The organism is Ancylobacter lacus (assembly GCF_018390635.1).
Taxonomy (GTDB): domain Bacteria; phylum Pseudomonadota; class Alphaproteobacteria; order Rhizobiales; family Xanthobacteraceae; genus Ancylobacter; species Ancylobacter lacus.
The window spans coordinates 21,105-47,393 of sequence record NZ_JAHBGE010000072.1; the positions used below are offsets into that span (position 1 = coordinate 21,105).

At 68.8% G+C, this 26,289-nt stretch carries 27 protein-coding genes; 8 read left to right on the top strand and 19 right to left on the bottom strand.

The window, feature by feature from the left end; all coding sequences use genetic code 11:
* Positions 1-45 precede the first annotated feature (45 nt).
* A complete protein-coding gene (locus tag KHC27_RS17200) occupies positions 46-1,266 on the top strand; it encodes a lytic murein transglycosylase (protein WP_213340830.1) in 1,221 nt (406 codons plus the stop codon).
* Between the two features lie 27 nt (positions 1,267-1,293).
* On the opposite strand, the gene KHC27_RS17205 is transcribed toward KHC27_RS17200, so the two are convergent.
* Positions 1,294-2,034, bottom strand: coding sequence for a hypothetical protein (locus KHC27_RS17205; RefSeq protein ID WP_213340629.1), 741 nt, complete (start codon positions 2,032-2,034; stop codon positions 1,294-1,296).
* 323 nt (positions 2,035-2,357) lie between these two features.
* Here KHC27_RS17205 and rpsD point away from each other — a divergent pair, with 323 nt between their 5' ends.
* On the top strand, positions 2,358-2,975 hold the full coding sequence (gene rpsD, locus KHC27_RS17210) for a 30S ribosomal protein S4 (protein ID WP_213340630.1): 618 nt from the start codon (positions 2,358-2,360) through the stop codon (positions 2,973-2,975).
* Between the two features lie 127 nt (positions 2,976-3,102).
* Here rpsD and KHC27_RS17215 read toward each other — a convergent pair whose 3' ends face one another.
* From KHC27_RS17215 to purC, 7 genes are all read right to left on the bottom strand, one after another.
* Positions 3,103-3,717, bottom strand: coding sequence for a short chain dehydrogenase (locus KHC27_RS17215; protein ID WP_213340631.1), 615 nt, complete (start codon positions 3,715-3,717; stop codon positions 3,103-3,105).
* A gap of 101 nt (positions 3,718-3,818) precedes the next feature.
* Positions 3,819-4,157: a Grx4 family monothiol glutaredoxin gene (gene grxD / locus KHC27_RS17220; protein ID WP_213340632.1), complete on the bottom strand. Its 339-nt coding sequence runs from the start codon at positions 4,155-4,157 to the stop codon at positions 3,819-3,821.
* 48 nt (positions 4,158-4,205) lie between these two features.
* Positions 4,206-4,439 carry a BolA family protein gene (locus KHC27_RS17225; RefSeq protein ID WP_213340633.1) on the bottom strand — a complete coding sequence of 78 codons (234 nt, stop codon included), beginning with the start codon at positions 4,437-4,439 and terminating at the stop codon, positions 4,206-4,208.
* Positions 4,440-4,452: 13 nt separating this feature from the next.
* Entirely contained in the window at positions 4,453-6,663 is a 2,211-nt protein-coding gene (gene purL / locus KHC27_RS17230; RefSeq protein ID WP_213340634.1) for a phosphoribosylformylglycinamidine synthase subunit PurL, read from the bottom strand.
* Positions 6,664-6,714: 51 nt separating this feature from the next.
* Positions 6,715-7,413: a phosphoribosylformylglycinamidine synthase subunit PurQ gene (purQ, locus tag KHC27_RS17235; protein WP_213340635.1), complete on the bottom strand. Its 699-nt coding sequence runs from the start codon at positions 7,411-7,413 to the stop codon at positions 6,715-6,717.
* Between the two features lie 7 nt (positions 7,414-7,420).
* Positions 7,421-7,663: a phosphoribosylformylglycinamidine synthase subunit PurS gene (gene purS / locus KHC27_RS17240; RefSeq protein WP_213340636.1), complete on the bottom strand. Its 243-nt coding sequence runs from the start codon at positions 7,661-7,663 to the stop codon at positions 7,421-7,423.
* A gap of 93 nt (positions 7,664-7,756) precedes the next feature.
* Positions 7,757-8,566, bottom strand: coding sequence for a phosphoribosylaminoimidazolesuccinocarboxamide synthase (gene purC, locus KHC27_RS17245; RefSeq protein WP_213340637.1), 810 nt, complete (start codon positions 8,564-8,566; stop codon positions 7,757-7,759).
* A 327-nt stretch (positions 8,567-8,893) separates the two neighbouring features.
* Here purC and KHC27_RS17250 point away from each other — a divergent pair, with 327 nt between their 5' ends.
* The gene (locus KHC27_RS17250) at positions 8,894-9,217 is read left to right on the top strand and encodes a DUF1476 domain-containing protein (protein ID WP_213340638.1); all 324 of its coding nucleotides are present in this window, start codon (positions 8,894-8,896) and stop codon (positions 9,215-9,217) included.
* A gap of 236 nt (positions 9,218-9,453) precedes the next feature.
* Positions 9,454-9,972 carry an SH3 domain-containing protein gene (locus tag KHC27_RS17255; RefSeq protein ID WP_213340639.1) on the top strand — a complete coding sequence of 173 codons (519 nt, stop codon included), beginning with the start codon at positions 9,454-9,456 and terminating at the stop codon, positions 9,970-9,972.
* A 75-nt stretch (positions 9,973-10,047) separates the two neighbouring features.
* Here KHC27_RS17255 and purB read toward each other — a convergent pair whose 3' ends face one another.
* From purB to KHC27_RS17275, 4 genes are all read right to left on the bottom strand, one after another.
* On the bottom strand, positions 10,048-11,355 hold the full coding sequence (purB, locus tag KHC27_RS17260) for an adenylosuccinate lyase (RefSeq protein WP_213340640.1): 1,308 nt from the start codon (positions 11,353-11,355) through the stop codon (positions 10,048-10,050).
* A gap of 88 nt (positions 11,356-11,443) precedes the next feature.
* Positions 11,444-11,668 carry a hypothetical protein gene (locus KHC27_RS17265; RefSeq protein ID WP_213340641.1) on the bottom strand — a complete coding sequence of 75 codons (225 nt, stop codon included), beginning with the start codon at positions 11,666-11,668 and terminating at the stop codon, positions 11,444-11,446.
* Positions 11,669-11,705: 37 nt separating this feature from the next.
* The gene (rpe, locus tag KHC27_RS17270; protein WP_213340642.1) at positions 11,706-12,392 is read right to left on the bottom strand and encodes a ribulose-phosphate 3-epimerase; all 687 of its coding nucleotides are present in this window, start codon (positions 12,390-12,392) and stop codon (positions 11,706-11,708) included.
* An 89-nt stretch (positions 12,393-12,481) separates the two neighbouring features.
* The gene (locus KHC27_RS17275) at positions 12,482-13,474 is read right to left on the bottom strand and encodes a P1 family peptidase (protein WP_213340643.1); all 993 of its coding nucleotides are present in this window, start codon (positions 13,472-13,474) and stop codon (positions 12,482-12,484) included.
* 134 nt (positions 13,475-13,608) lie between these two features.
* Between KHC27_RS17275 and KHC27_RS17280 the strand changes: the two genes are divergently transcribed.
* The gene (locus tag KHC27_RS17280) at positions 13,609-14,340 is read left to right on the top strand and encodes a cytochrome c biogenesis CcdA family protein (protein ID WP_213340644.1); all 732 of its coding nucleotides are present in this window, start codon (positions 13,609-13,611) and stop codon (positions 14,338-14,340) included.
* A gap of 592 nt (positions 14,341-14,932) precedes the next feature.
* Here KHC27_RS17280 and KHC27_RS17285 read toward each other — a convergent pair.
* The 7 genes from KHC27_RS17285 to KHC27_RS17315 all read right to left on the bottom strand — a co-directional run bounded on the left by KHC27_RS17285 (position 14,933) and on the right by KHC27_RS17315 (position 22,378).
* Positions 14,933-16,033 (bottom strand): branched-chain amino acid ABC transporter substrate-binding protein, encoded by a 1,101-nt coding sequence (locus KHC27_RS17285; RefSeq protein WP_213340645.1) that lies wholly within the window; start codon positions 16,031-16,033, stop codon positions 14,933-14,935.
* 114 nt (positions 16,034-16,147) lie between these two features.
* Positions 16,148-16,489 carry a DUF6867 family protein gene (locus KHC27_RS17290; protein WP_213340832.1) on the bottom strand — a complete coding sequence of 114 codons (342 nt, stop codon included), beginning with the start codon at positions 16,487-16,489 and terminating at the stop codon, positions 16,148-16,150.
* Positions 16,490-16,607: 118 nt separating this feature from the next.
* Positions 16,608-17,321 (bottom strand): ABC transporter ATP-binding protein, encoded by a 714-nt coding sequence (locus KHC27_RS17295; protein ID WP_213340834.1) that lies wholly within the window; start codon positions 17,319-17,321, stop codon positions 16,608-16,610.
* 29 nt (positions 17,322-17,350) lie between these two features.
* Complete coding sequence (locus KHC27_RS17300; protein ID WP_213340646.1) at positions 17,351-18,310, bottom strand: ABC transporter ATP-binding protein; 960 nt, start codon at positions 18,308-18,310, stop codon at positions 17,351-17,353.
* Positions 18,310-19,773, bottom strand: coding sequence for a high-affinity branched-chain amino acid ABC transporter permease LivM (gene livM, locus KHC27_RS17305; protein WP_213340647.1), 1,464 nt, complete (start codon positions 19,771-19,773; stop codon positions 18,310-18,312). Before livM ends, KHC27_RS17300 begins: the two co-directional genes overlap by 1 nt.
* A 10-nt stretch (positions 19,774-19,783) precedes the next feature.
* Entirely contained in the window at positions 19,784-20,701 is a 918-nt protein-coding gene (locus KHC27_RS17310; protein WP_213340648.1) for a branched-chain amino acid ABC transporter permease, read from the bottom strand.
* A 489-nt stretch (positions 20,702-21,190) separates the two neighbouring features.
* Complete coding sequence (locus KHC27_RS17315; RefSeq protein ID WP_246520036.1) at positions 21,191-22,378, bottom strand: BaiN/RdsA family NAD(P)/FAD-dependent oxidoreductase; 1,188 nt, start codon at positions 22,376-22,378, stop codon at positions 21,191-21,193.
* Between the two features lie 179 nt (positions 22,379-22,557).
* Here KHC27_RS17315 and KHC27_RS17320 point away from each other — a divergent pair, with 179 nt between their 5' ends.
* The 3 genes from KHC27_RS17320 to KHC27_RS17330 all read left to right on the top strand — a co-directional run bounded on the left by KHC27_RS17320 (position 22,558) and on the right by KHC27_RS17330 (position 26,270).
* A complete protein-coding gene (locus KHC27_RS17320; RefSeq protein WP_213340649.1) occupies positions 22,558-23,016 on the top strand; it encodes an SRPBCC family protein in 459 nt (152 codons plus the stop codon).
* A gap of 294 nt (positions 23,017-23,310) precedes the next feature.
* Positions 23,311-23,805, top strand: a complete 495-nt coding sequence (locus KHC27_RS17325; protein WP_213340650.1) for a (2Fe-2S)-binding protein — start codon at positions 23,311-23,313, stop codon at positions 23,803-23,805.
* 98 nt (positions 23,806-23,903) lie between these two features.
* On the top strand, positions 23,904-26,270 hold the full coding sequence (locus KHC27_RS17330) for a xanthine dehydrogenase family protein molybdopterin-binding subunit (protein ID WP_213340651.1): 2,367 nt from the start codon (positions 23,904-23,906) through the stop codon (positions 26,268-26,270).
* Positions 26,271-26,289 lie beyond the last annotated feature (19 nt).

Here is a 26,289-nt window from a genome sequence, read left to right on the forward strand (position 1 = left end):
GCAGGGAGAGACAGGGTGACGGAACGCAGCGTTGCGGGCGCGGGGATGGCCGGGCTCAGCCGCCGGCTGGTGCTGGCCGGGCTGGGGGCGAGCCTTGCCGGGCGCCTTGCCGCCGCGCAATCGGCCCGGCAGCCCTTCCCGGCGTGGGTCGAGAGCTTCCGTGCGCCGGCCCGGGCCAAGGGCATTTCAGACGCGGTCTATGACCGCGTCATGGGCGGGGTGACGCCGGACACCTCGGTCTATGCCCGCGACAGCGCCCAGCCGGAATTCCGCGAGCAGCTCTGGCAATATCTCAACCGCCGCATTTCGGAATGGCGCATCCGCACCGGGATCGCGGCCTATAAGGCCAATGCCCGGCTGCTGAAGAAGCTGGAAGGCGATTTCGGCGTCGCCCCCGACATATTGCTCGGCCTGTGGGGCATGGAGAGCGCCTTCGGCGAGCTCGTCACCGACCCCGACCACATGAAGCCGGTGTTCAATTCGCTCGCGGCGCTGGCCTGGGGCGAGGAGCGCCGCCGGCGCTACTGGGAGACCGAGCTGATCAACGCGCTCGCCATCGTGCAGCGCGGCTGGGGCACGCCGCAGGCCATGCTCGGCTCGTGGGCCGGGGCGATGGGGCATACCCAGTGGATGCCGGAGGTCTGGCTCAATCTCGGCATCGATTATGACGGCGATGGCCGCGTCTCGCCCTATGAGGTGGGCGACGCGCTGGCCGGCACCTCGCGTTACCTGCTGAAGCGCGGCAGCTACCAGCGCGGCATCCCGTGGGGTTTCGAGGTGTCGCTGACGGGCGTGCCGGCAAAGCTCGCCGACGAGCGCACGACGCGGCCGGTGGAGGCCTGGGGCGGGCTCGGCGTGAAGCCGGCGGGGGGAGGGCGCTTCTCCCACCCCAAGGCGGTGGCGCGGCTCTGGGCGCCGGTCGGCGCGGACGGGCCGGCCTTCCTGCTGACGAAGAACTTCTACGCCGTGAAGTCCTACAACCCGTCGATGAACTACGCGCTGGCGGTGTGCCATCTCGGCGACCGGGTGCTGGGCGGGGCGCCCTTCGTCACCCCGTTCCCCGGCGGCGAGCGCCCGCTCACGCTTGCCGAGGTGCAGGAGGTGCAGAAGCGCCTCACCGCCGCCGGCTTCGACACCGGCGGCACCGACGGGCGGGTCGGCAACATGACGATGCAGGCGGTGCGGGACTTCCAGCAGAAGGCGGGAATCGCCCCGGCCGACGGCTATGCCGGGCTCGAGGTGCTGCAGGCGCTGCGGGGGCGGTGAGGCCGGCGGGCGTTGCGTCCGGGACCGTCATTTGCAGGTCGGCCCGATGAGCTGATAGCGCGAGGCCTTCTCATGTTGCGCGACAGCGGCGCGATCGGCATGGGCCGGCACCGTTGCCGTGCGGGGCACGGTGCGGCCGTCGCTGTCGCTGCGCAGATAGGCGACGGTGAGGCTGGCGTCGCAACTGCTGCTGCAGACCAGATTGGAGGTCCAGCTGTCAACCACCGTGCCGCAGCTGACGGCACAGGGCGAGCCGTCCGGGTTCACCGGGGTGCACTTGCCGCTGCCGGCTCCGCTCGTGCTGGCCGGCGGCTTGGCGACGGGCACGGCCGGGGTCGGCGCCGGCTGCGACGACTGGGCCTGCTGGGCCTTTCTGGCCCGCTCTGCCTCCGCCGCCCGCCGCGCTTCGCTGGCGCGGGCCTCGGCGTTGACGCGCGCGGCGAGGGCGTCGGCCCGCTCCTTGGCGGCCAGCGCCATGGCGATGCAGCGCTTGTCGGTGTCGAAGGCCCGGTAGGCCATTGCCTTGCAGCGCTCGTTCGGGGTCTTGCAGCCGGGGTCGCGGTCGATTCCCTGCAGCGTCGCGATGACCCCTTTCTTGCAGGCGACCGCGGCATCTATCTGCCGTTGGATGTCCGCCGCCTCGCGCTGCACATTCTCCAGCGTTTCCGCCCGCACGGGAACGGTCATGATGGCGAGGAGGCACGCCGCAGCCGCACGTGTCGCAACGTGGGGTCGGGTCGGCCGCAGAAAGTCGCGCGCGTCGGGCATGGTGGTTCCGGCATGGACAGGCATGACGATACGGCAGAGAGTAAGGTGGGTAGGGCCGCACCATCAAGCGTGCGCGCCTTCGCCGCCGGCAGCGCCCAGCGACGGCATGGGCGTGCCTATGACGGGCGCATGACCGCCGGCCTTGACCTTGCCGCGCTTTGCGCCTATGCAGCCCACCTCGCCGGGCGGTCACACGCTCGGCGATGTGTTTCACGCACCCGTGGTCCCGGTTCGGCGCGTTCGAACGGGGCCTGTCGCCCTCGATGAGGGAACAGGAGGGGGCGCGATCCAACCCGCAACCTTCTGCGAAGAGGACCAGCGCAATGAGCAAGCGCGTCTCGGCCAAGCATAAACTCGATCGCCGCATGGGCGAGAACATCTGGGGCCGTTCCAAGAGCCCCATCAACAAGCGTGAATACGGCCCCGGCCAGCACGGCCAGCGCCGCAAGGGCAAGCTCTCCGACTTCGGCGTGCAGCTGCGCGCCAAGCAGAAGCTGAAGGGCTACTACGCCTCCATCGGCGAGAAGCAGTTCTACGCCGTCTATGTCGAGGCCTCCCGCCTGAAGGGCGACACCGGCGCCAATCTGATCGGCCTGCTCGAGCGTCGTCTCGACGCGGTGGTCTATCGCGCCAAGTTCGTGCCGACCCCCTTCGCCGCCCGCCAGTTCGTCAGCCACGGCCATGTGAAGGTCAATGGTCGCCGGGTCAACATCCCGAGCTATCAGGTGAAGGTCGGCGACGTGGTCGAGGTGAAGGAAGCCTCCCGCCAGATGGTGCTGGTGCTGGAGGCCGTCGCCTCCGGTGAGCGCGATGTGCCGGACTATCTCGAAGTCGACCACGGCAAGCTGACCGCGAAGTTCACCCGCGTTCCCGAGCTGAACGAGGTGCCCTATCCGGTCGTGATGGAGCCGAACCTCGTCGTCGAATATTATTCGCGCTGATCGTTCGTTTCGGTCGGATCGTCCACCCGACCATACCGACCAGCCACACGGAAAAGCCGCCCCGAAGGGCGGCTTTTTTGTTGGGGCGGGGGCCTGCGCGGAGCCGGGGCTTCCCGCCGGGAGGTCGTCAGGCGTCCCGGGACCAGCCGATGCGGTAAACCCGCCCGGTCTGCGCGCCCTCGACGCTGCGGGCATAGCCCAGCGCCACCTCCGCCGCCGGAACCGCCTTGTAGCCGCGGAAATAGGGCCCATAGGCGGGCAGCGATTCCTCGACCACCGTCGGGCTCACCGCGTTGATCCGCAACCCGCGCGGCAGCGCGATCGCCGCGCCGCGCACGAAGCCGTCAATGCCGCCATTGGTGAGGGCGGCGGAGACCCCTTCGCGGATGGGATCGTCGTTGAGCAGCCCGCTGGTGAGGGTGAAGGAGCCGCCGTCGCGGATGTGCTTCATCCCCAGCAGGACCAGATTCACCTGTCCCATCAGCTTGTTGCGCAGGCCCAGCTCGAAGGAGCCGGCGGTGAAGTCCTCGAAGGCGCCGAACGTCACCTTGCCCGAGGCGCAGATTACCGCGTCGAACGCCCCGACGGCGGCATAGAGGTTCTCGATCGAGGCGGGGTCGGCGATGTCGGCGCGGACGTCGCCGCCGCTGCGGCCGACCCGCACGATCTCGTGGCGCGGCGCCAGCTCGGCGTCGATGGCCCGGCCAATGGTGCCGCTGGCGCCAATCAGGATGATTTTCATGACGATTTCCTCCTCCCGCGGCATCAGACCCAGCCAAGGCCGCACAAAACAAAACGGGGCGCCCTGCGGCACCCCGTCTGAAGCCTGATCCTGCGCCGCCCTCAGGCGGTGGCGCGGCCCATCACCGGCACGCCCTTTTCCTCCAGCAGCGCCTGAAGCTCGCCGGCCTGGAACATCTCGCGGACGATGTCGCAGCCGCCGACGAATTCGCCTTTGACGAAGACCTGCGGAATGGTCGGCCAGTTGGTGTAGTCCTTGATTCCCTGACGGATTTCGTCGGAATCGAGCACGTTGATGCCCTTATAGTCGACGCCGATGTGGTTGAGGATCTGGGCAACCTGGCCGGAGAAGCCGCACATGGGAAACTGCGGCGTGCCCTTCATGAAGACGACGACGTCGTTGCTCTTCACCTGGCTGTCGATGAAATCGCGAATGCTCATGGTCTCTACCTCTGGCAGATGATGTAAGCGGCGGGCGGGCCGCGCCGTTCAGTCCGGTACGCTGGTCTGCAGGGCGAGCGCGTGGAGCACGCCGCCCATCTGTCCCTTGAGTGCCGCATAGACCATCTGGTGCTGCTGCACCCGGCTCTTGCCGCGGAAGCTCTCCGAGATCACCGTGGCGGCATAGTGATTGCCGTCCCCCGCCATGTCGCGGATCGTCACCTCGGCGCCGGGAAGGCCTTCCTTGATCATGCGCTCAATGTCGATGGCATCCATCGCCATGGTCCGTCCCCCCTCACATCAGGCCCGCGCCCATATAGATGGGCAACCAGGCCTCGTGCCGCTCGCGCAGCGCGTCCACCATAATTGGGCGCTCGCCGGGCAGATTCAATCGGTCCCCGCCGGTCACGCCGATCTTGGTCAGCGGCACCCCTGCGGCCTCGGCGCGCTTGAGGATCGCGCCCTTGCCGCTGGCGCAGGTGATGATGTAGCGGGCCTGATCCTCGCCGAACCACCACGCCACCGGCACCATGCCGGCGGGCGGGGCCGTGAGGGTGGCGCCGATGCCGGAGGCGAGCGCCATTTCGGCGACCGCCACCAGCAGTCCGCCGTCGGACACGTCGTGCACCGCCGCCACCAGCCCGTCCTTGATCAGCCCGCGCACGAAGTCGCCGTTGCGACGTTCGGCCGCCAGATCGACCGGCGGAGGGGCGCCTTCCTCGCGGTCGAGGATCTCGGAAAGGAAGGCGGACTGGCCGAGCCAGCCCTTGGTCTCGCCAACGAGAAGGATGGTCTCGCCCGAATCTTCGAAAGCGATGCCAACCGATGCCGCGACGTCGTCGAGCACGCCGATGCCGCCGATGGTCGGGGTCGGCAGGATCGCCCGGCCGAAGGTCTCGTTGTACAGGCTGACATTTCCCGAAACGACCGGGAAATCCAGTGCCCGCGCCGCCTCGGAGATGCCCTTCAGGCAGCCGACGAGCTGGCCCATGATCTCCGGCTTCTCCGGATTGCCGAAGTTCAGATTGTCGGTGAGCGCCAGCGGGCGGGCGCCGACAGCGACGAGATTGCGCCAGGCCTCCGCCACGGCCTGCTTGCCACCCTCGAAGGGGTCGGCCTCGCAGTAGCGCGGGGTGACGTCCGTGGTCATCGCCAGGCCCTTGGGCCCGTTCTTCACCCGGACCACCGCCGCGTCGCCGCCGGGACGCTGCACCGTGTTGTTCAGGATGAGGTGGTCGTACTGTTCCCAGATCCAGCGCTTGGAGGCGAAGTCGGGCGAGGCGATGAGCCGCTCGAGGATGCCGGGCACGGTGTGGGTGATGTCGAGCGTCGCCGGGTCGATCGGGGCCTTTTTCGGTGTCTCGACCCAGGGACGGTCATAGAGCGGGGCCTCGTCGCCCAGTTCCTTGATCGGAAGATCGGCGACCACCTCGCCCTTGTGCTTGATGACGAAGCGCAGCGTGTCGGTGGTGTAGCCGACGATGGCGAAGTCCAGCCCCCATTTGCGGAAGATCGCCTCGGCCTGCTCCTCCTTGCCCGGCGCGATGACCATGAGCATGCGCTCCTGGCTTTCGGAGAGCATCATCTCGTAGGCGCTCATGCCTTCTTCGCGGCAGGGCACGTTGTCGAGGTTCAGCTCGATACCGAGGTCGCCCTTGGCGCCCATCTCGACGGCGGAACAGGTGAGCCCGGCCGCGCCCATGTCCTGGATCGCGACGACGCAGCCCGCTTCCATGATTTCGAGGCAGGCTTCCAGCAGCAGCTTCTCGGCGAAGGGGTCGCCGACCTGAACGGTGGGCCGCTTCTCCTCCGCGCCTTCGCCAAATTCGGCGGAGGCCATGGTGGCGCCGTGGATGCCGTCGCGGCCGGTCTTGGAGCCGAGATACACCACCGGCAGGCCGACGCCCGTCGCCTTGGCGTAGAAGATCTTGTCCGCCTCGGCGAGCCCGACCGCCATCGCGTTGACGAGGCAATTGCCGTCATAGCGGGTGTGGAAGCCGACGAGGCCGCCGACCGTGGGAACGCCGAAGGAGTTGCCGTAGCCGCCGATGCCCGCCACCACGCCGCCCACGAGATGGCGGGTCCGCGGGTGGGTGGGGTCGCCGAAACGCAGCGCGTTCAGCGCCGCGATGGGACGCGCGCCCATGGTGAACACGTCGCGCAGAATGCCGCCGACGCCCGTACCCGCGCCCTGATAGGGCTCGATATAGGAGGGGTGATTGTGGCTCTCCATCTTGAACACGGCGGCGAGCCCGTCGCCGATGTCGATGACACCGGCATTCTCGCCCGGACCCTGGATGACCCACGGCGCCTTGGTGGGCAGGCCGCGCAGATGGAGGCGCGAGGACTTGTACGAGCAGTGCTCGTTCCACATCGCCGAGAAGATGCCGAGTTCGGTGAGGCTCGGCTCGCGCCCGATGAGCTGCAGGATGCGCTCGTATTCGTCGGGCTTCAGGCCGTGCTCGGCGACGAGTTCCGGCGTGATCTTCGGTTCGTTGGGGATCATGCGACCGCCATCATCAAGGTTGGCACGGGGTGTGGACGCCGAAGCGCGGGTTCAGGCCCGCTCCAGCACGCCCGCGAGACTTTCGAACAGGGCACGGCCATCGGTGGGGCCGATGAGCGGATCCACATGGTTTTCCGGGTGGGGCATCAGGCCGAGCACATTGAGCTTCTCGGAGACGATGCCGGCGATGGAATTGGCGGCGCCGTTCAGCACCTGCTCGTCATCGCGCTGGCCGGAGGTCGTGACGTAGCGGAAAACCACGCGCCCCTCGCCCTCCAGACGCTTCAGCGTCTCCGCGTCGGCGGTGTAGTTGCCCTCACCATGGGCCACCGGGAAGCGCACGATGCTGCCCTTGGCGTATTTGCGGGTGTAGGGCGTGTCGATGCGCTCCACCCGCAGCCGGGCCTCGCGGCAGATGAACCGGAGCCGGGCATTGCGCACCAGAACGCCCGGCAGCAGGCCGCTTTCGCACAGGATCTGGAAGCCGTTGCAGATGCCGAGAACGAGCCCGCCGCGGGCGGCATGGGCGCGCACCGCTTCCATGATGGTGGCGCGGGCGGCGATGGCGCCGCAGCGCAGATAGTCGCCATAGGAGAAGCCGCCCGGCAGCACCACGAGGTCGGTGCCGGCCGGCAGGGCGGTGTCGGCATGCCAGACCAGGGTCGGACGCGAACCGGACACCAGCTCCAGGGCGCGGGCGACGTCGCCCTCGCGATTGGAGCCGGGGAAAACGATGACGGCAGCTTTCATGATGGCGTCAGCCCAAAAACTCGACGCGGTAGCTCTCGATGACCGTATTGGCCAGCAGCTTCTCGCAGGCGTCCTTGAGGACCGACTCGGCCTTGGAGGTGTCCGCGACGTCGAGCTCGATGTCGAAGACCTTGCCCTGGCGGACGCTGCCGATGCCGTGGACGCCGAGCGAGCGCAGGGCGCCTTCGATTGCCTTGCCCTGGGGGTCGAGCACGGCGGACTTCAGGGTGACGAGGACACGCGCCTTCATGGATCTGGCCTTCTGGAATGCGCCTTACGCAGAAAACAGAAGCGGGGGCGCTCGTGCCCCCGCCTATCATCGGACCGGCCGAGGCTCAACGCCTCACTTCTCGGGTTCGGCCTTGACCAGAACCGGGCCGCCACCTTGCGCCCGCTCGTTCTCGGACATGATGCCGAGCCGGCGCGCCACTTCGGAGTAGGCCTCGACCAGGCCGCCGAGGTCGCGGCGGAACCGGTCCTTGTCCAGCTTGTCGTTCGACTTGATGTCCCACAGCCGGCACGAATCGGGGCTGATCTCGTCAGCGACCACGATCCGCATCATGTCGTTCTCCCACAGGCGGCCGCATTCCATCTTGAAATCGACCAGACGGATGCCGACGCCGAGGAAGAGCCCGGACAGGAAGTCATTGACGCGGATCGCCAGCGCGATGATGTCGTCGATTTCCTGCGTCGTGGCCCAGCCGAAGGCCGTGATGTGCTCTTCCGACACCATCGGGTCGTTGAGCTGGTCGTTCTTGTAATAGAACTCGATGATGGACCGGGGGAGGGCGGTGCCTTCCTCGATGCCGAGCCGGGTCGAGAGCGAGCCGGCCGCGACATTGCGGATGACGATCTCGAGCGGGATGATCTCCACCTCGCGGATCAACTGCTCGCGCATGTTGAGACGCTTGATGAAATGGGTCGGCACCCCGATCTCGTTCAGCTTCAGGAAGACGTATTCCGAGATGCGGTTGTTCAGCACACCCTTGCCGTCGATGACGTCGTGCTTCTTGTTGTTGAAGGCGGTGGCGTCATCCTTGAAGTGCTGGATCAAAGTGCCGGGCTCCGGGCCTTCGTAAAGGACCTTTGCCTTACCTTCATAAATGCGGCGGCGGCGGCTCATGGGTGGGTACCGTCGGTTGAGGAAATCCATCGTGCCGGGGCTCCGGTTGTGACTGGTCCACGGCTCGGGGCGCCGAGTGTCCACGCGGCCTGACGTGCTCCGTCGATTCGTGTCGCAACGCACAAGCGCCCGCTATCGGACACTAGCCGATCGGCGGGCCGTATACAACGCGATGCCATTGAGCGCGAGCCTTGGCTGTGCATGCCTTCCGCCTGCCGGATGCATGCCTGTTCGAGCCGATGGCGGGCGGCGTCATATTGACGTAGGGACGTGCCGTCATGACCTGTGCCGTTGATTTGGGTACCGGCACGCGATAATCAAGCCGCCAATCCGGCGCATGCACAGGGGGCAGCCATCATGAGCACGTTTGACAAGCGCGAAGAGGGCTTCGAGGCCCAGTATGCGCATGATGAGAAGCTGCGCTTCAGGGCCCATGCGCGGCGCAACCGCGCGCTCGGTCTGTGGGCGGCGGAGAAGCTCGGTCTTTCCGGCGACGAAGCGGCTGCCTATGCGGTGACCCTGGTCGAGGCCGACCTCGAGGAGGCCGGTGACGAGGATGTGTACCGCAAGCTGCGGACCGATTTCGACGCCAAGGGTCTCGACATCTCCGAGCACCGCATCCGCCGCACCATGGACGAACTGCTCGCCGAAGCCGTGGAATCGCTCAAGAAGGAAGGCTGAGGCCGCGAAGGCCCGGCGGGAAGGATAGCGCCTCCCGCAGAACAGACAGAGGGAGCCGCGCGCTCCCCATTGTCGGCTGCAGACGGCCGAGGCCTCGCTCCAGCGAATAATGCCGGTTTGCCCTTTCGCTACTGGCGGTGCAACCGGGCTTTCCCCATCTCGTTGATCAGGTGACGCGGCCACAGCCGCAGGCAACCCGGGTCCGGCATGACGTAGGTCGTGTGGAGGAAAGCGCGATGAGACTCACGAAATCCCTGCCGCTTGCCATTGGCCTGACGCTGGCGGGCACCGTCAGCGCGATGGCTTGGCCGGCGACGACCACCACCAGCAGCAATGTCCGCAGCGGGCCCGGCACGGGATATCGCGTCGTGGCGACGCTGCCGCCGGGCGCACGGGTGGATGTGGGCTCCTGTGCCGGCGGGTGGTGCCGCACCAGCATGGGCTTCATCGCCGCCGGGCTGCTCGGGCGAGGCGGCGGGACCCGCGTCGTGGTGCAACCGTCCTACATCTATGCCCCGCCACCGCCCGTGGTTGTCGGGATCGGTGGTTACTGGGGGCCGGGCTACTGGGGCGGCCCGGGCTACTGGGGCCCCGGCTACTGGGGCGCGCGTGGCGGCTACTGGCGTGGCGGCTACTGGGGACCTCGGCCCGGCTGGGCCTACCGCCCGGCCGGGTGGGGTGGCGGCTGGGGCGGCCGGCCCGGTTGGGGTGGCGGCTGGGGCGGTGGCGGCTGGGGTGGCCGCGGCTGGCGCTGATCTCCCCCCGGCTTCGGGAGCGGCCCGCAAGGCGGTCTCCCGAAGCCCTGACCGATGGCGGAACGCGGCCGACGCTCAACTCCGACCGAAGACGCGGCGGAAAATGGTGTCGACGTGCTTGAGGTGGTAGCCGAGGTCGAATTTCTCGGCGATCTCCTCTTCGCTCAGATAGCGGCGCACGTCGGGATCGGCGGTCAGCAGCGCCTGGAATTCGCCCTCGCCGCGCCAGACCGGCATGGCATTGCGCTGCACGAGGCGATAGGCGTCTTCCCGTGCGGCGCCTTTCTGGGTCAGCGCCAGCAGCACGCGCTGCGAATGCACCAGCCCGCCCAGCCGGTCCAGGTTCTTCTGCATGTTCTCGGGATAGACCACCAGCTTCTCGATCACGCCCGCGAGACGGTTCAGCGCGAAATCGAGCGTGACCGTCGCGTCGGGCCCGATCATCCGCTCCACCGAGGAATGCGAGATGTCCCGCTCATGCCACAGCGCGACATTCTCCAGCGCCGGCGTGACCATGCCGCGGACCAGCCGGGCGAGGCCGGTGATGTTCTCCGTCAGCACCGGGTTGCGCTTGTGCGGCATGGCCGAGGAGCCCTTCTGGCCGGCGGAGAAGAACTCCTCGGCTTCCAGAACCTCGGTGCGCTGTAGGTGTCGGATTTCCGTCGCGACCCGCTCCATCGAGGAAGCGACCACGCCAAGGGCGGCGAAATAGGCGGCGTGGCGGTCGCGCGGGATCACCTGGGTCGACACCGGCTCGACCTTCAGCCCCATCTTTGCCGCGACATATTCCTCAACGCGGGGGTCGATCTGGGCGAAGGTGCCGACGGCGCCCGAGATGGCGCAGGTCGCGACCTCCTCGCGCGCGGCAACGAGCCGGGTGCGGTTGCGCTGGAATTCAGCATGCGCCTGCGCCAGCTTCAGGCCGAAGGTGGTGGGCTCGGCGTGGATGCCATGCGAGCGGCCGATGGTCGGGGTCAGCTTGTGCTCGAAGGCGCGTGCCTCCAGCGCCTTCAGCAGCCGGTCGGTATCGGCGATGAGGATGTCGGCGGCGCGCACGAGCTGGACCGACAGGCAGGTGTCCAGCACGTCGGATGACGTCATGCCCTGATGGACGAAGCGGGCTTCCGGCCCGACGATCTCGGCGAGATGGGTGAGGAAGGCGATGACGTCGTGCTTCACCTCCGCCTCGATCGCGTCGATGCGGCCGACATCGAAGGTCGCGTCCTTCGCCTTTTCCCAGATGGTTGCCGCCGCCTCCCTAGGCACCACGCCCAGTTCGGCGAGGGCGTCGGTGGCGTGGGCCTCGATCTCGAACCAGATGCGGAAGCGGGTCTGAGGCTCCCAGATGGCGGCCATTTCGGGACGGGTATAGCGCGGGATCACGGGCGGCTCTTTCGTCAGGAGAGGATTGCCGGGGCTCTAGCAGATCGGCAGGAGCCCGACAAATCCCCGGGCCACCGACCCGCCGACGTCAGCCCGTCGCCGGAAAGCCGAGCCGCTCGAACCGGTGGGCGTCCATGTCCTGATGGCAGACGCAGTAATATTGCCGCGCAATGTCCTCGATCAGCCGGCTGCGGGCCAGCCGCGGGCCGGGGATGTGGCGTTCGATCCACCGGTCGGGAATGCTGAGCACCATGCCGGCCTCCAGCCGGCACAGGATCTTTCTGAGCTCATCGCCGTTCGCGCCGTTTTCCACCTTGCCCCCCTCCCAGACGCCGCACCGCTGGCGGCGGTCAGACCATCTCGCCCCGGGCCAATGCCGCCGCCTCGCGAATGGCGGCGATATTGTCCGCATAGGCATCCGGGCCGCCGCGGAGCACGCTGGAACCGGCGACGAACACGCTCGCGCCCGCCGCCGCGCAGGCCCCCGCATTGTCCGGCCCTACGCCGCCGTCGACCTCGATGACGATGGGACGATCCGCGATCATTGCCTTCACATCCGCGACCTTGTCGAGCATGGGCGCCAGGAAGGCCTGCCCGCCGAAGCCGGGATTCACCGTCATCACCAGCACGAGATCGACAAGGTCGAGCACATGGGCGACGGCGCTGGCCGGCGTGCCGGGATTGAGCGCGACGCCCGCCCGGCAGCCCAGCGCCCGCACCGCCTGCAGCGAGCGGTGCAGATGCGGCCCGGCTTCGGCGTGGACGGTGATGTGGTCGGCCCCGGCCTTGGCGAAGGCCTCGAGATAGGGGTCGACCGGCGCGATCATCAGATGCACGTCGAAGGTGCGGGCGCTGAGCGGGCGCAGCGCCCGCACCACTTCCGGCCCGAAGGAAATGTTCGGCACGAAATGGCCGTCCATCACGTCGAGATGGATCCAGTCGGCCCCGGCGACGTCCAGCGCCCGCACCTCCTCGCCGAAACGGGCGAAATCGCTGGCAAGAATCGAGGGGGCGATGATGAGCGGCGCGAAGGACATGCGGTTCCTATCCCGGATAGCGTGGGTGTCGCCTGGCGGATGATCCGCCCTAGCAGGGGATGCCCGTCACGGCAATCCGGCAACGGCCCTCAGCGTCCCCAGCGGTCGCGCCAGGCCGGCTTGGCGTCGACGAAGGGCAGCGCTGTCGCTTCGAACACGCCGCGCGCGCAGGCACGCGCCAGCGCATCCACCGCCGCCACGCCGAGCCACGTCATGTCGGTGATGGGGTCGACGAGAGGGCGCCGGCCGGTGGCGGCGACGAACACCGTGTCGCCGTCCAGCGGGGTGTGCACTGGCCAGATCGCCCGCGCCAGCCCGTCATGCGCCATGACCGCGAGCCGCTTGCACTGCGCCTTGGTGAGCGCGGCATCGGTGGCGACGACCGCGATAGTGGTGTTGGCCCCGGCCTGCACGCCCTTGATGACGGGAGACAGGGTTGGAGGCGGAAGAGGCGAGGGAAGGCCGAGCCCGCCGAATTCGCCGTCGCGCTCGAAGGGGGCCGCCCAGAAATGCGGGCCATCACCCACCGTCACCGAGCCGACTGCGTTCACCGCGACGACGGCGCCGACGGTGTGGCCGGCCGCCGAGACGGCGGAGGCCGAGCCCAGCCCGCCCTTGAGCCGCGCGGTGGAAGCCCCGGTGCCGGCGCCCACGCTGCCCAGCGCAAAGTCCATCCCGGCGGCTTCTGCCGCGGCATGGCCGAGATCGCGATGGGGCGGGAAGCGGCCCCAGGCCTTGTCGCCGCCATTCAGCAGATCGAACAGCACCGCGCCGGGCACGATCGGCACCCGCGCCGCTCCCACCGCGAAGCCGATGCCCCTTTCGGCCAGGAACGCCATTACCCCGGTGGTGGCGTCGATGCCGAAAGCCGAGCCACCGCTGAGGGTTAGCGCATGGATGGCGCCCACCGTGCTGTCGGGCGCGAGCAGGTCGGTCTCGCGCGTGCCCGGCCCGCCGCCGCGCACGTCCACCGAGGCCACGGCAGGCTCGTCGAACAGCACGGCGGTGACGCCGGAGGCGAGGGCGGGGTCGGTGGCGTTGCCGACACGGACGCCGTCGACATCGGTGATGAGATTGCGCATGGGAGCCTCCCCGGATTTCCTATCACATCCGGGCGATGCGCGGGCGCGACGCATTGCGCGGACGGGTCGCCTCGTGCTCTTGGGGGGCTCGGTGCAGTGGACGAGGTGCTCGAACGACATGATGGCTGCTCGCCATGGCTGACGTCACGATTCCGGCGGCGTTCGTCGCCGGCCTTGCCAGCTTCGCCTCGCCCTGCGTGCTGCCGCTGGTGCCGCCGTACCTGTGCTACCTCGCCGGCACCAGCCTGGACCAGATCACCCACAAGGCGCCGACGGATGCCGCGGCACGGCGGACGCTGGCGGCCGCGCTGGTCTTCGTCGCCGGATTCTCCACCGTCTTCGTCGCGCTGGGAGCCGGGGCGTCGGTGCTGGGCGGCTATCTCCGGCTTTACGCGCAGGAGCTGGCGATCTTCGCCGGCGTCTGCATCCTGTTGATGGGGCTTCACTTTCTCGGCGTCTTCCGGTTCGGCTGGCTGGTGCGGACCAAGCGGGTGCATGTCGATGCCCCGGTCGGGCTTGGCGGCGCCTATCTGATGGGGCTCGCCTTCGCCTTCGGCTGGACCCCCTGCATCGGCCCCGTGCTGGCGGCGATCCTGGCGGTGGCGGCGTCCGAACAGACCCTGACCCGCGGCGCCGGGCTTCTCGCGATCTATTCCGCCGGGCTCGGCGTGCCGTTCCTGCTGGTGGCGGCGGCGGCGCGACCGGCGCTGGGACTGCTCGTCCATGCGCGGCGCTATCTGCCGATGGTCGAGAAGGCGATGGGTGGGCTGCTTGTGCTCACCGGTATCGGGTTCCTCTCCGGCTGGATCGCGCAGGCGAGCTTCTGGCTGCTGGAGACCTTTCCGCTGCTGTCCCGGCTGGGCTGAACGCGCCCCGAAAGCGAGTGGAGGGTCAGTGCGGTGAGGTGGACGATGAGTCCGATCCTGCTCGTTCCCGCCGGTCCGGAGTCCATCCATTCCTTCTTCGCCGCCCCGGTCCGCCGCGTGACCCGGTTCCGTCTCGACGGCCCTGCGGCGGAGCCGTCGCGAACGGTGCTGCCGAGGGGGCGGCCGGCGGCCGGAGGCATGTCTCTCACCCGACGCCCCGGAACGGCCCCCGCCGCGCGGATGGCGACGCCCGAGCGGTGGCCCGCCTTCCGGTCTGCCGCGCCGTTACCGGGTTCGGGGCGATGCGTCGGTGGCTCGGGTACCGGGGGAGGGGCGCCGCCGCGCCGCCGCATGCTGTCGCCGCGTGCTGCCGCCGCTTGCCGGTGCCGCGCTGGCGCCGGTCGCCGAGCCGAAGCCCCGTCGCGCCCCGGCCTTCGCCTCCGCCACCTTCATGCCGCTGTTCCGCGCCTTGGCCCCGCACCCTGCCGGCTTCCCCCGCGCTTCGCCCGCCCAAAACAAAACCCGCCGGGGTGGTGCCCCGGCGGGTTGGTGTCGCGGGCGGTGCGGCCGGGCGAGCCCGGCCGCGCGCGGCTCACATCTCGGTGTAGCCGCCGTCCTTCCAGACATACATGACGTAGTCTAGGTTGGTGCGGTCGCCCTTCTTGTCGAAGGTCAGGGTGCCGAGCACGGTGTTGAACGGCTTGCCGGAGTGGATGTAGTCCTCGATCTTCTTGGCATCGAGCGACTTGGTGGCCTCGGCCGCCTGCTGCAGCACCTGGCCGGCGGCGTAGGTGTAGAGCACGTAGCCTTCCGGATCGATGCCCTTCGCCTTGAAGGACTCGACGACCTTGGCGGCCGCCGGGTTCTTGCGCGGATCGGGACCGAAGGTCATGAGGGTGCCCGCGGCGCCCGGACCGGCGATGGTCCAGAATTCCTTGTCGGTGATGCCGTCACCCGAGAACAGCACGGTCTTCATGCCCTGGTCGCGCATCTGGCGCACCAGCAGGCCGGCTTCGGTGTGCAGGCCGCCATAGTAGAGCACGTCGACATTGGCCGCCTTCAGCTTCGACACGAGCGCGGAGTAGTCCTTCTCGCCCGGGTTGATGCCTTCGTAGATCACTTCCTTGACGCCGCCGGCGTTGATCGCCTTCTGCGTCTCGTCCGCCAGACCCTTGCCGTAGGGGGTCTTGTCGTGGACGATCGCGATCTTCTTGTCCTTCAGGTTCTTGATGATGTACTCGCCGGCGACCGCGCCCTGCTGGTCGTCGCGGCCGCAGGTGCGGAACACGTTGGAGAGGCCGCGCTCGGTCAGCTTCGGGTTGGTCGAGGCCGGGCTGATGGCGATCACGTTGCCTTCGGCATACTGCTCGGAGGCGGGGATCGAGACGCCGGAGTTGAAGTGGCCGAGAACGAACTTCACGCCGTCGGCGATGAACTTGTTCGCGACCGAGACGCCCTGCTCGGGCTTGGAGGCGTCGTCACCGACGAGGATCTCGACCTTCTGGCCGAGGAGGCCGCCGGAGGCGTTGATGTCGGTGGCCCACTGGTCGGCGCCGTTCTTGAGCTGCGCGCCGAAGGTGGCGTTCGGGCCGGTGATCGGGCCGCCGACGCCCACCTTCACCTGGGCGGAGGCCGGAGCCGCCAGCGCCATGGCGGCGCCGAGCGCCATGCCGGCAAACAGAAGTTTCTTCATGAAGTTTCCCCTGATGGTGAGATGGTAGTTCCGTAGAAAATCCAGCGCCGTTGCGGGCCTCATCATGCTCTTTTCGGCGCCGGAGTCGACGGCGAAGCTGCGCGGGCGGGTCTCTCAGGGCCGGCGGCCCGAGACCCAGCCGAACAACCCCGCCTGACGATAGAGCCAACCATAGCGGGTGGCCATCTGCGAGGCCCGCTCCGCCCGGAAGCCGAGCGTGGCGAGCGCCAGCAGGAAGGCGGTATCGCTCAGGAAGTGCTGGCCCGAGAGCAGCGTGCCCTGGAACAGCGCATAGTGGAAGAAACGCACCACGCAACCCAGGAGGAGCGCGTAGGTCACGACCTGCCGGTAGGGCCGCCAGGTGGAGGCGATGGCCCGGCCCGAGAGCCAGGCCGCGCCGCCGCCGAGCACGACGGTGACGAGCAGGAAGTCGCCGCGCGAGACCTCGACGACCAGCGCGGGCGCGAACGCCGCCGCCGCGAGGATGGCGAGGATGACGAGCGCGGGCACGACCACGGCGATGCCGGAAGGCGCGCCGTTGGCGATGACGGTGCCGGTGGTGTTGGTGGCCATGTCAGTGCCTCCCGCCTTCGAGATAGGCGGCCCGCACCTCGGGCCGCTCCAGCAGCTCGCGGCCTTCGCCGGCGAGCGTGACCACGCCGTTGACCAGCACATAGCCGCGATGGGCGAGCTTGAGCGCGTGGAACGCGTTCTGCTCCACCAGGAACACGGTGAGCCCCTCGTTGCGGTTCAGCTCGCGGATGGCGTCGAAGATCTGGCGCACGATCAGCGGGGCGAGGCCGAGCGAGGGCTCGTCCAGCATCAGCAGGCGGGGCCGGCTCATCAGCGCGCGGCCAATGGCGAGCATCTGCTGCTCGCCGCCCGACAGGGTGCCGCCGCGCTGGCTGATGCGCTCCTTGAGGCGGGGGAACAGGGTGAAGACCTTGAGCAGGTCCTCGTCGAAATGGGCGAAGCCGTCGACCGACGCGCCCATCTGCAGGTTCTCGTACACGGTCATGCGCGGGAAGATGCGCCGCCCCTCGGGCGACTGCGCGATCTTGAGCTGCGCGATCTCGTGGGTCGGCATCCGGGTGATGTCGCGGCCCTCATAGAGGATCTGCCCCTCGCGGGCCCTCGGCTGGCCGAAGATGGTCATCATCAGGGTCGACTTGCCGGCGCCGTTGGAGCCGATCAGGGTGACGATCTCGCCCCGGTTGACCTCCACGTCGACGCCCTTCAGCGCCATGATGTTGCCGTAGAAGGTCTTGACGCCGCGCACCGAGAGCATCGCGGCGGGGGTGGCTGGGCTGGTCTGGCTCACGATGCCGCTCCCGTCTGTACGATCTCCTCGATCTCCGCCCCGGCTTCCTCCACCGCGTCCTCGTCGACGCCGAGATAGGCGGCGATCACGCGCGGGTCGCTCTTCACCGCCTCGGGGGTGCCGTCGGAGATCTTGGTGCCGTAGTCGAGCACGACGACGTGGTCGGAAATCTCCATCACCACGCTCATGTCATGCTCGATGAGCAGGATCGAGGTGCCGTGGTCGGCGCGGATGGAGCGCAGCAGGGTGTTGAGCTCCAGGCTCTCGCGCGGGTTGAGGCCGGCGGCGGGCTCGTCGAGGCAGAGCAGGATCGGGTCCGAGCACATGGCGCGGGCGATCTCCAGCCGGCGCTGGGCGCCGTAGGGCAGGTCGCCGGCGGGGTCGTCGGCCCGCTCCAGCAGCCCGACCTTGTCGAGCCAGAAGGTGGCCTTCTCGGTCGCCGCGCGCGCGGCGCGGCCCCAGCTCGGCAGGCCGAACAGGCCGCGCAGCGAATAGCCCGAGGCGCGCATCAGCGCGTTGTGCTGGGCCACCATCAGGTTTTCCAGCACGGTCATGCCGGTGAACAGCCGGATGTTCTGGAAGGTGCGGGCGACCTTCGCCTCGCCGGAGACGCGGTAGTCCGGCAGGCGCTCCAGCAGGTAGACCGCGGCATCGCCGGTGGCGAGCGAGCGCTCGCCGATGGCGGTGGCGGCGTCGATCTCGGCCGGGGTGGCGGCGCGCCGGTGGGCGAGGGCGAGGCGGCCCGCGCTCGGCTTGTAGAAGCCGGTGATGCAGTTGAACACCGTGGTCTTGCCGGCGCCGTTCGGCCCGATGAGCGCGGTGATGTCGCCGCGCCCGACATTGAAGGACAGGTCGTTCACCGCGACCAGGCCGCCGAAGCGCATGAACAGGTGCTCGACGGTGAGGATGGGGTCGGTCTCCCACAGGCGGGAGCCGGAAGCGGGGGAGGAAGCCATCAGCCGTGGCCCTCCTTCACGAGATCGCCGGACACGGCCTTGCGTTCCTTCAGGAAGATCGTGGGTTCGCGGGTGGAGACGAGGCCGCGCGGCTTCCACACCATGATGGCGACCATGGCCAGCCCGAACAGCAGCATGCGGTACTGCGTGGGGTCGAAGCCGGGGCCGAACACGTTGCTGAGGAAGCCGAGATTGCGCAGCAGCTCCATGCCGCCCATCATCACCGCCGCCGCCACCGCGACGCCGATCTGCGAGCCCATGCCGCCGAGCACGACGATGGCAAGGATCATCGCCGAGATGTCGAAGGTGAAGCTCTCCGGGCTGACGAAGCCGGCGCGCACCGCGAAGAAGCAGCCGGCGAAGCCGCCGAACATGGCGCCGGTGGCAAAGGCGGACAGCTTCACATTGGTGGTGTTGATGCCGAGCGAGCGGCAGGCGATCTCGTCCTCGCGCAGCGCTTCCCACGCCCGCCCGACCGGCAGCTTGCGCAGCCGCACCGTGGCGAAGGCGGTGACCAGCGCCAGCGCCAGGATGACGAAATAGAGGAAGACGATGCGGTGCATCGGGTTGAAGTCGAGCCCGAACCGTGCGGCGAAGCCGTCCTCGCTGGCATTGAAGGGAATGCCGAAGAAGGTCGCGCGCGGAATGGAGGCGATGCCGGCGCCGCCGCCGGTGAAGTCCACCCAGTTGATCAGCACCAGGCGGATGATCTCGCCGAAGGCCAGGGTGACGATGGCGAGATAGTCGCCGCGCAGCCGCAGCACCGGGAAGCCGAGGATCATGCCCCACAGCCCGGCGAAGACGCCGGCCAGCGGCAGGCAGATCCAGAACGCCCAGTTCGCCCAGAAGGTGGCGCCCAGCAGCCCGGCGAAGAAGTCGTTGATCGGCGCGCTGGTGGCGAGCAGGGCGTAGGTGTAGGCGCCCACCGCGTAGAAGGCGACATAGCCGAGGTCGAGCAGGCCGGCGAGGCCGACCACGATGTTCAGGCCCCAGCCCAGCATGACGTAGGTGAGGATGAGGATGCCGACGTCGACGAGGTAGCGGCTCTCGTTCAGCCCGCCCATGAGGAAGGCGGCGAGGAAGGGAAAGCCCACCGCGAAGGCCAGCAGCGCCGGCTTGATCGCCGGGCCGAGCGTGGTGCCGATCCGGTCGAACACGGTCGGGCCGGAGCGGGTGGCCACCACCCGGTTGGGCGACCAGACCGTGAGGTTGAGCAGCAGCCGGCCGGCGAAGACGATGCCGACCATGATGGCGACGAGGCCGGGGCGGTAGTCCAGCCCCAGCGCGGCCTGGCCGTTCATGCCCTCGTCCTTGACGACGGCGTGGAAGCCGACGAGCGGGCCGAGCAGCCCGAGCGTGACGAGCCCGGCGATCAGGGCGTCCTTGAGGGCGGGGCCGAAGCTGTCGGCCCGGGCCGGCGCGCCCGTGCCGCCGGCGGCGGGTTCGGCGATCTGTGCAGCCATGGGTCGGTCCTCACACCTTCTCGACTTCCGGCCGGCCGAGCAGGCCCTGCGGCAGGAAGATCAGGGTGACGGCGAGGATCGAGAAGGCGGCGACGTCCTTGTATTCGATGGAGAAATAGGCCGACCAGAAGGTCTCGATCAGCCCGATCAGCAGCCCGCCGAGCACGGCGCCCGGCAGCGAGCCGATGCCGCCCAGCACGGCGGCGGTGAACGCCTTCACCCCCGGCACGAAGCCGTCGGCGAAGTTCACGACGCCGTAATACATCAGGTACATCACCCCGGCCACGGCGGCGAGGGCGGCGCCGATGACGAAGGTCAGCGAGATGGTGTGGTCGACATTGATGCCCAGCAGCGCCGCCATCTTGCGGTCCTGCTCGCAGGCGCGCTGCGCCCGGCCGAGCGAGGTCTTCTGCACGAGGTACCAGAAGCCGCCCAGCAGCGCCGCGGTCAGCACCATGATGATGACCTGCTTCCACGCCAGGGTGACCTGGTAGCCGTCACGCTCCATCAGCACGATGACGTCGCCGATCATCGGCGGCACCGGCTTGTTGCGCGGGCCCTGCGAGACCTGCACGAAGTTCGCCAGCAGGATCGACATGCCGATGGCCGAGATCATCGGGGCGAGGCGGAACGAGCCGCGCAGCGGGCGGTACGCCACCCGCTCGATCGCCCAGTTGGTCAGCGCCGTGAAGAACATCGCCACCACCAGCACGATGGCGAGGGCGAGGAAGATCGAGGTGATCCCCAGCACGGTGGTGAGCAGCAGGAAGCAGATGAGCGCGATGAAGGCCGACACCATGAACACGTCGCCATGGGCGAAGTTCACCATGCCGATGATGCCGAACACCATCGTGTAGCCGATGGCGATGAGCCCGTAGATCGAGCCCAGTGTCAGCCCGTTGATGAGCTGCTGAACAAAAATGTCCATTTGATCTGTCCGCTCCCCTCAGCGGAGGCGTTGCCGCCTGTGAATCCGGGCGTTGGCGGCGGCTTTTGCCCATTCTGGCGCCGTGCCCGGCCTGTGTGCGAGATGACTACTCTTAGCGTGCAGAACCACGAGATACAATTCGATCGAAAGGCGAAATGCAATCCATCGAAACCAGTGATAACTCGGCTAAGTCGCTCGAAAGCCGGCGCAATCAACGCGTTTGCGACGCTAAGCCCGCGGCCGCTGCCGCAGGCTGCAACCGCGCCGCGTCCCGGCCGCCGCCGCGCCGGCTTGCCCGCCACGCCTTTCGGCACCGGGCTTTGAGCGCTTCCGCAGCGACATTATGCACAGCCCGGGCAGGCTCCCGGACGGGGCGCTCGCCGGCGGCGGCGGGCGCGAATCAGCGGCGGCCGCGCGGCGGCCGGAGGCGGCGCAACCCGGTTCGGCGGGCGGATGGCGGCCTCCCCTCCGCGGGGCGGCGGCCGGGCTTCAGCAGGCCTGCCCGGCGCACCAGCCGGAGGCCCATGCCCATTGGAAGTTGTAGCCGCCGAGCCAGCCGGTGACGTCCACCACCTCGCCGATGAAATAGAGCCCCGGCACCTCCAGCGCCTGCAGCGTGCGCGAATCGAGGTCGCGGGTGTCGACGCCGCCCAGCGTCACCTCGGCGGTGCGGTAGCCTTCGGTCCCCTGCGGCCGCAGCGTCCAGCGGTTCACCGCCTCGCCCACCCGGCGCAGCACGGCGTCGGAGAGGTCGGCGAGGTTGCGGGTGCCGGCCTCGGCCTCGCCGATCGCCTGGGCGAGGCGGCGCGGCAGCGCGGTGGCGAGGGCAGTGGCGAGCGACTGCCGGCCATGGGCCGAGCGCGCGCCCTTGAGCGCGGCGAACATGTCCGTCTCCGGCGCCATGTCGACGACAATCTCCTCGCCCTCGCGCCAGTAGGAGGAGATCTGCAGCATGGCCGGGCCGCTGAGGCCGCGATGGGTGAACAGCATGGCTTCGCGGAAGCGGGTGCGGCCATGGCTGGCCACGCAGTCCAGCGCGACGCCGGCCAGCGGCGCCAGCCGCTCCAGGCTCGCCGTGTCGAGGGTGAAGGGCACCAGGCCGGGCCGGGTCGGCACCAGCCGAAGGCCGAATCGCTCGGCGAGCTGATAGCCGAAGCCGCTCGCCCCCATCTTCGGGATGGAGCGGCCGCCGGAGGCGATGACGAGGGCGCGGCAGGCGAGGCGCGCCCCCGCGACTTCCAGCCGGAAGCCGTCGGCGTCCCGCTCGATCGCCGTCGCCTCCACGCCGAGGCGCAGCTCGGCCCCGGCGTCGCGCATCTCGGCGAGCAGCATCTCGACGATCTGCCGGGCCGAGCCGTCGCAGAAAAGCTGGCCCAGCGTCTTCTCGTGCCAGGCGATGCCGTGGCGCTGCACCAGCGCGAGGAAATCGCGCGGGCTGTAGCGCTTCAGCGCCGAGATGCAGAAGGCGGGATTTTCCGAGAGGTAGTTCTTCGGCCCGGCGTCGATATTGGTGAAGTTGCACCGCCCGCCGCCGGAGATGCGGATCTTCTCGCCGGGGGCTCTCGCATGGTCCAGCACCAGCACGCGGCGGCCGCGCCGGCCGGCGGCGATGGCGCACATCATGCCGGCGGCGCCCGCGCCGACGATCACCACGTCATAGGCCATGGCGGGCTTCATGCCGGGCTCCCTTCGATCGGGCGAGCTATCGCGGCACGGGGCGAATTCGTCAATGGCGCCAGCGCGCCGGCGCCAGCGCCGGGCAAGCCGGCCCGTCCCCAATGGCGGCCCGACCGGCTGGACGGCGCGCCGGTTTCGGCGTCTAGAATGGCGCCAACCAAAAAACGGAGGGTATCCACATGGCTCTGGAACTGACGGGCTCCTACGAGCTGCCCGTGCCGCGCGAGGCGGTGTGGGAAGCGCTGAACGACCCGGAGATGCTGAAGCGCTGCATTCCCGGCTGCGAGGAGCTGGAGAAGACCTCGGACAACGGCTTCCGCGCCTCGGCGGTGGCCAAGATCGGGCCGGTGAAGGCCCGCTTCAAGGGCAGCGTCGAGCTCACCGACCTCGATCCGCCCGCCGGCTACCGCATCGCCGGCCAGGGCGACGGCGGCATCGCCGGCTTCGCCAAGGGCGGCGCGGTGGTGAAGCTGGAGCCGAGCGAGGCCGGCACCACGCTGCACTATTCGGTCGACGCGCAGATTGGCGGCAAGCTCGCCCAGCTCGGCCAGCGCCTCGTCGCCGGCACCGCGAAGAAGCTGGCCGACCAGTTCTTCGAAGCCTTCGCCAAGGCGGTGACGGAGAAGGCGGCGGCCTGATCGCCCGGTCTTCCGTATGCGGTATACCAAGAACGTCTCCCGCAGCGCAGCAGAAAACGGTGGGAGACGTGTCTCTTTTCTCGCGAATGCCCGCGAACGTCAGGTATTCGTACCGTTCCGGTGAAATTTCCTTTGCGGCTCACCTGCGGGGTGCTTGACCCGGCTTCGGAACGCGCTTCACATTGGACAAATAATAAACGCGCCGAAAACGGCGCATCTGCTACGGCCGACCGGTCGCCCTTCGGGCGTCCGCAGCCGAACGAGGGCCGAAAAGGCCCCGTCCAGGAGGAAGCGATGCCCATCGTCACCATGACGGTCAACGGCCGTCCCGTCAGCGCCGACGTCGATCCGCGCACATTGCTGGTGCAGTTCCTGCGCGAGAACCTCATGCTCACCGGCACCCATGTGGGGTGCGACACCAGCCAGTGCGGCGCCTGCACCGTCCATCTCGACGGTCATGCGGTGAAGGCCTGCACCGTGCTCGCGCTCCAGGCGGAAGGCGGCGCCGTCGTCACCATCGAGGGGCTGGGCGCGCCGGGCCTGCTGCACCCCATGCAGGAAGCCTTCCGCGAGCATCACGGCCTGCAGTGCGGCTTCTGCACCCCGGGCATGATCATGGCCGCGATCGACATCGTGAACCGCCACGGCAACGAGCTTGCCGAGCACACGGTGCGCGAGGAGCTGGAAGGCAATATCTGCCGCTGCACCGGCTACCACAACATCGTGCGCGCCATCACCGAGGGCGCCCGCGCCATGGCGGCGCCGGTGCTGAACCGCGCCGCCGAGTAGCCCGTCCCCGCGCGGGGGAACGGCCGTCCGTACAACAGAACAGCCAGCTCGTCCGCGAGGATGGGCGGATTCCGGCAAAAGTCCGGGGAGGAACGCCAATGACCGTCACCAGGATCGGCGAGGCGGTGCGCCGCAAGGAGGACCACCGCTTCATCACCGGCAAGGGCCAGTACACCGACGACATCTTCCGCCCGCGCCAGACCCACGCCTATTTCCTGCGCTCGCCCCACGCCCATGCCCGCATCCGCCGGCTCGACACCGCCGAGGCGGCGGCGATGCCCGGCGTAGTCGGCATCCTCACCGGCAAGGACCTCGCCGAGGACAAGATCGGCGACCTGATCTGCGGCTGGATGATCCACGACATCCACGGCCAGCCGATGAAGATGGGCTCCCACCCCGCGCTGGCGAAGGAGAAGGTGCGCTATGTCGGCGACCATGTCGCCGTCGTCATCGCCGAGCGGCTGGACCAGGCCCGCGACGCCGCCGAGGCGATCGAGGTGGATTACGAGGTGCTGCCCGCCGTCGCCGATCTTGCCACCGCCACCGACGCGACCGCCGCGCTGGTGCATGACGAGATCGCCGGCAACCTCGCCTTCGAATGGCATCTCGGCCACAAGGCGATGACCGACCACGCCTTCGAGCGCGCCCACCACGTCACCCGGCTGGACATCGTCAACAACCGGCTGGTGCCGAACCCGATGGAGCCGCGCGCGGCGATCGGCGAATATGATTCCGGCAACGACTCCTTCACCCTCTGGACCACCAGCCAGAACCCGCATGTCGCCCGGCTGGTGCTCTCCGCCTTCGTCGGCATCGCGCCGGAGCACAAGCTGAGGGTCATCGCGCCGGATGTCGGCGGCGGCTTCGGCTCCAAGATCTTCATCTACGCCGAGGAGACGGTCTGCGCCTGGGCCTCCAAGCGGGTGGGGCGGCCGGTGAAATGGACCTCGGACCGTTCCGAGGCCTTCCTGTCCGACGCCCATGGCCGCGACCACATCACCACCGCCGAGCTGGCGCTGGACGAGCGCGGCAAGATCACCGCGCTGCGGGTGAAGACCCGCGCCAATATGGGCGCGTATCTCTCCACCTTCGCCTCGTCCATCCCGACCTATCTCTACGCCACGCTGCTGTCGGGCCAGTACGACATCCCCGCCATCCACGCCGCGGTGGAGGCGGTCTACACCACCACCGCCCCGGTGGACGCCTATCGCGGCGCCGGCCGGCCGGAGGCGACCTTCGTGGTCGAGCGCCTCGCCGAGGCGGCGGCGCGCGAGATCGGCATGGATCCCGCCGATTTCCGCAAGAAGAACTTCATCCGCAAGTTCCCGCACCAGACCCCGGTCATCATGACCTACGACATCGGCAATTACCGCGCCTCGCTCGACAAGGCGATGGAGATCGCCGACGTGAAGGGCTTCAACCGCCGCCGCCGGCAGTCGGCGCGCGAGGGCAAGCTGCGCGGGCTCGGTTACTCCTGCTACATCGAGGCCTGCGGCATCGCGCCCTCGCAGGCGGTGGGCTCGCTCGGCGCCGGCGTCGGGCTGTGGGAGAGCGCCGAGGTGCGGGTGAACCCCACCGGCAATGTCGAGGTGCTCACCGGCTCGCACAGCCACGGCCAGGGCCACGAGACCACCTTCGCCCAGCTCGTCTCCGACCGGCTCGGCATCCCGATCGAGCAGGTCACGGTGGTGCATGGCGACACCGACAAGGTGCAGTTCGGCATGGGCACCTATGGCTCGCGTTCCGGCGCGGTGGGCATGTCCGCCATCGTCAAGGCGCTCGACAAGGTGGAGGCCAAGGCGAAGAAGATCGCCTCCCACCTGCTGGAAGCGGCCGAGGCCGACATCGAGTTCAAGGACGGCAAATTCTCCGTCGCCGGCACCGACCGCTCCATCGACTTCGCCTCGGTGGCGCTGAACGCCTATGTCGCCCACAAATTCCCGACCTCGGAGATCGAGCCCGGGCTGAAGGAGGGTGCCTTCTACGACCCGGTGAACTTCACCTTCCCGGCCGGCACCCACATCTGCGAGCTGGAGATCGACCCCGCCACCGGCCGCACCACCATCTGCAACTGGACGGCGGTGGACGATTTCGGCGTGGTCATCAACCCGATGATCGTGGAAGGCCAGGTCCATGGCGGCATAGCCCAGGGCGTCGGCCAGGCGCTGCTGGAAGGCGCCGCCTATGACCGCGACGGCCAGCTCGTGACCGGCTCGTTCATGGACTACGCCATGCCGCGCGCCGACGACCTGCCGAGCTTCAAGATGGGCTTCACCGAGACCAAGTGCCCCTCCAACCCGCTCGGCATCAAGGGCTGCGGCGAGGCCGGCGCCATCGCCGCGCCGGCGGCGGTGATGAACGCGATCACCGACGCGCTCGGCACCGAGGCGGTGCCGATGCCGGCGACGCCGCAGACGGTGTGGAAGATCGCGCGCACCCGCGCCGCCCCCCGCGCCGCCGAATAGACCCACGGACAGGAGACCG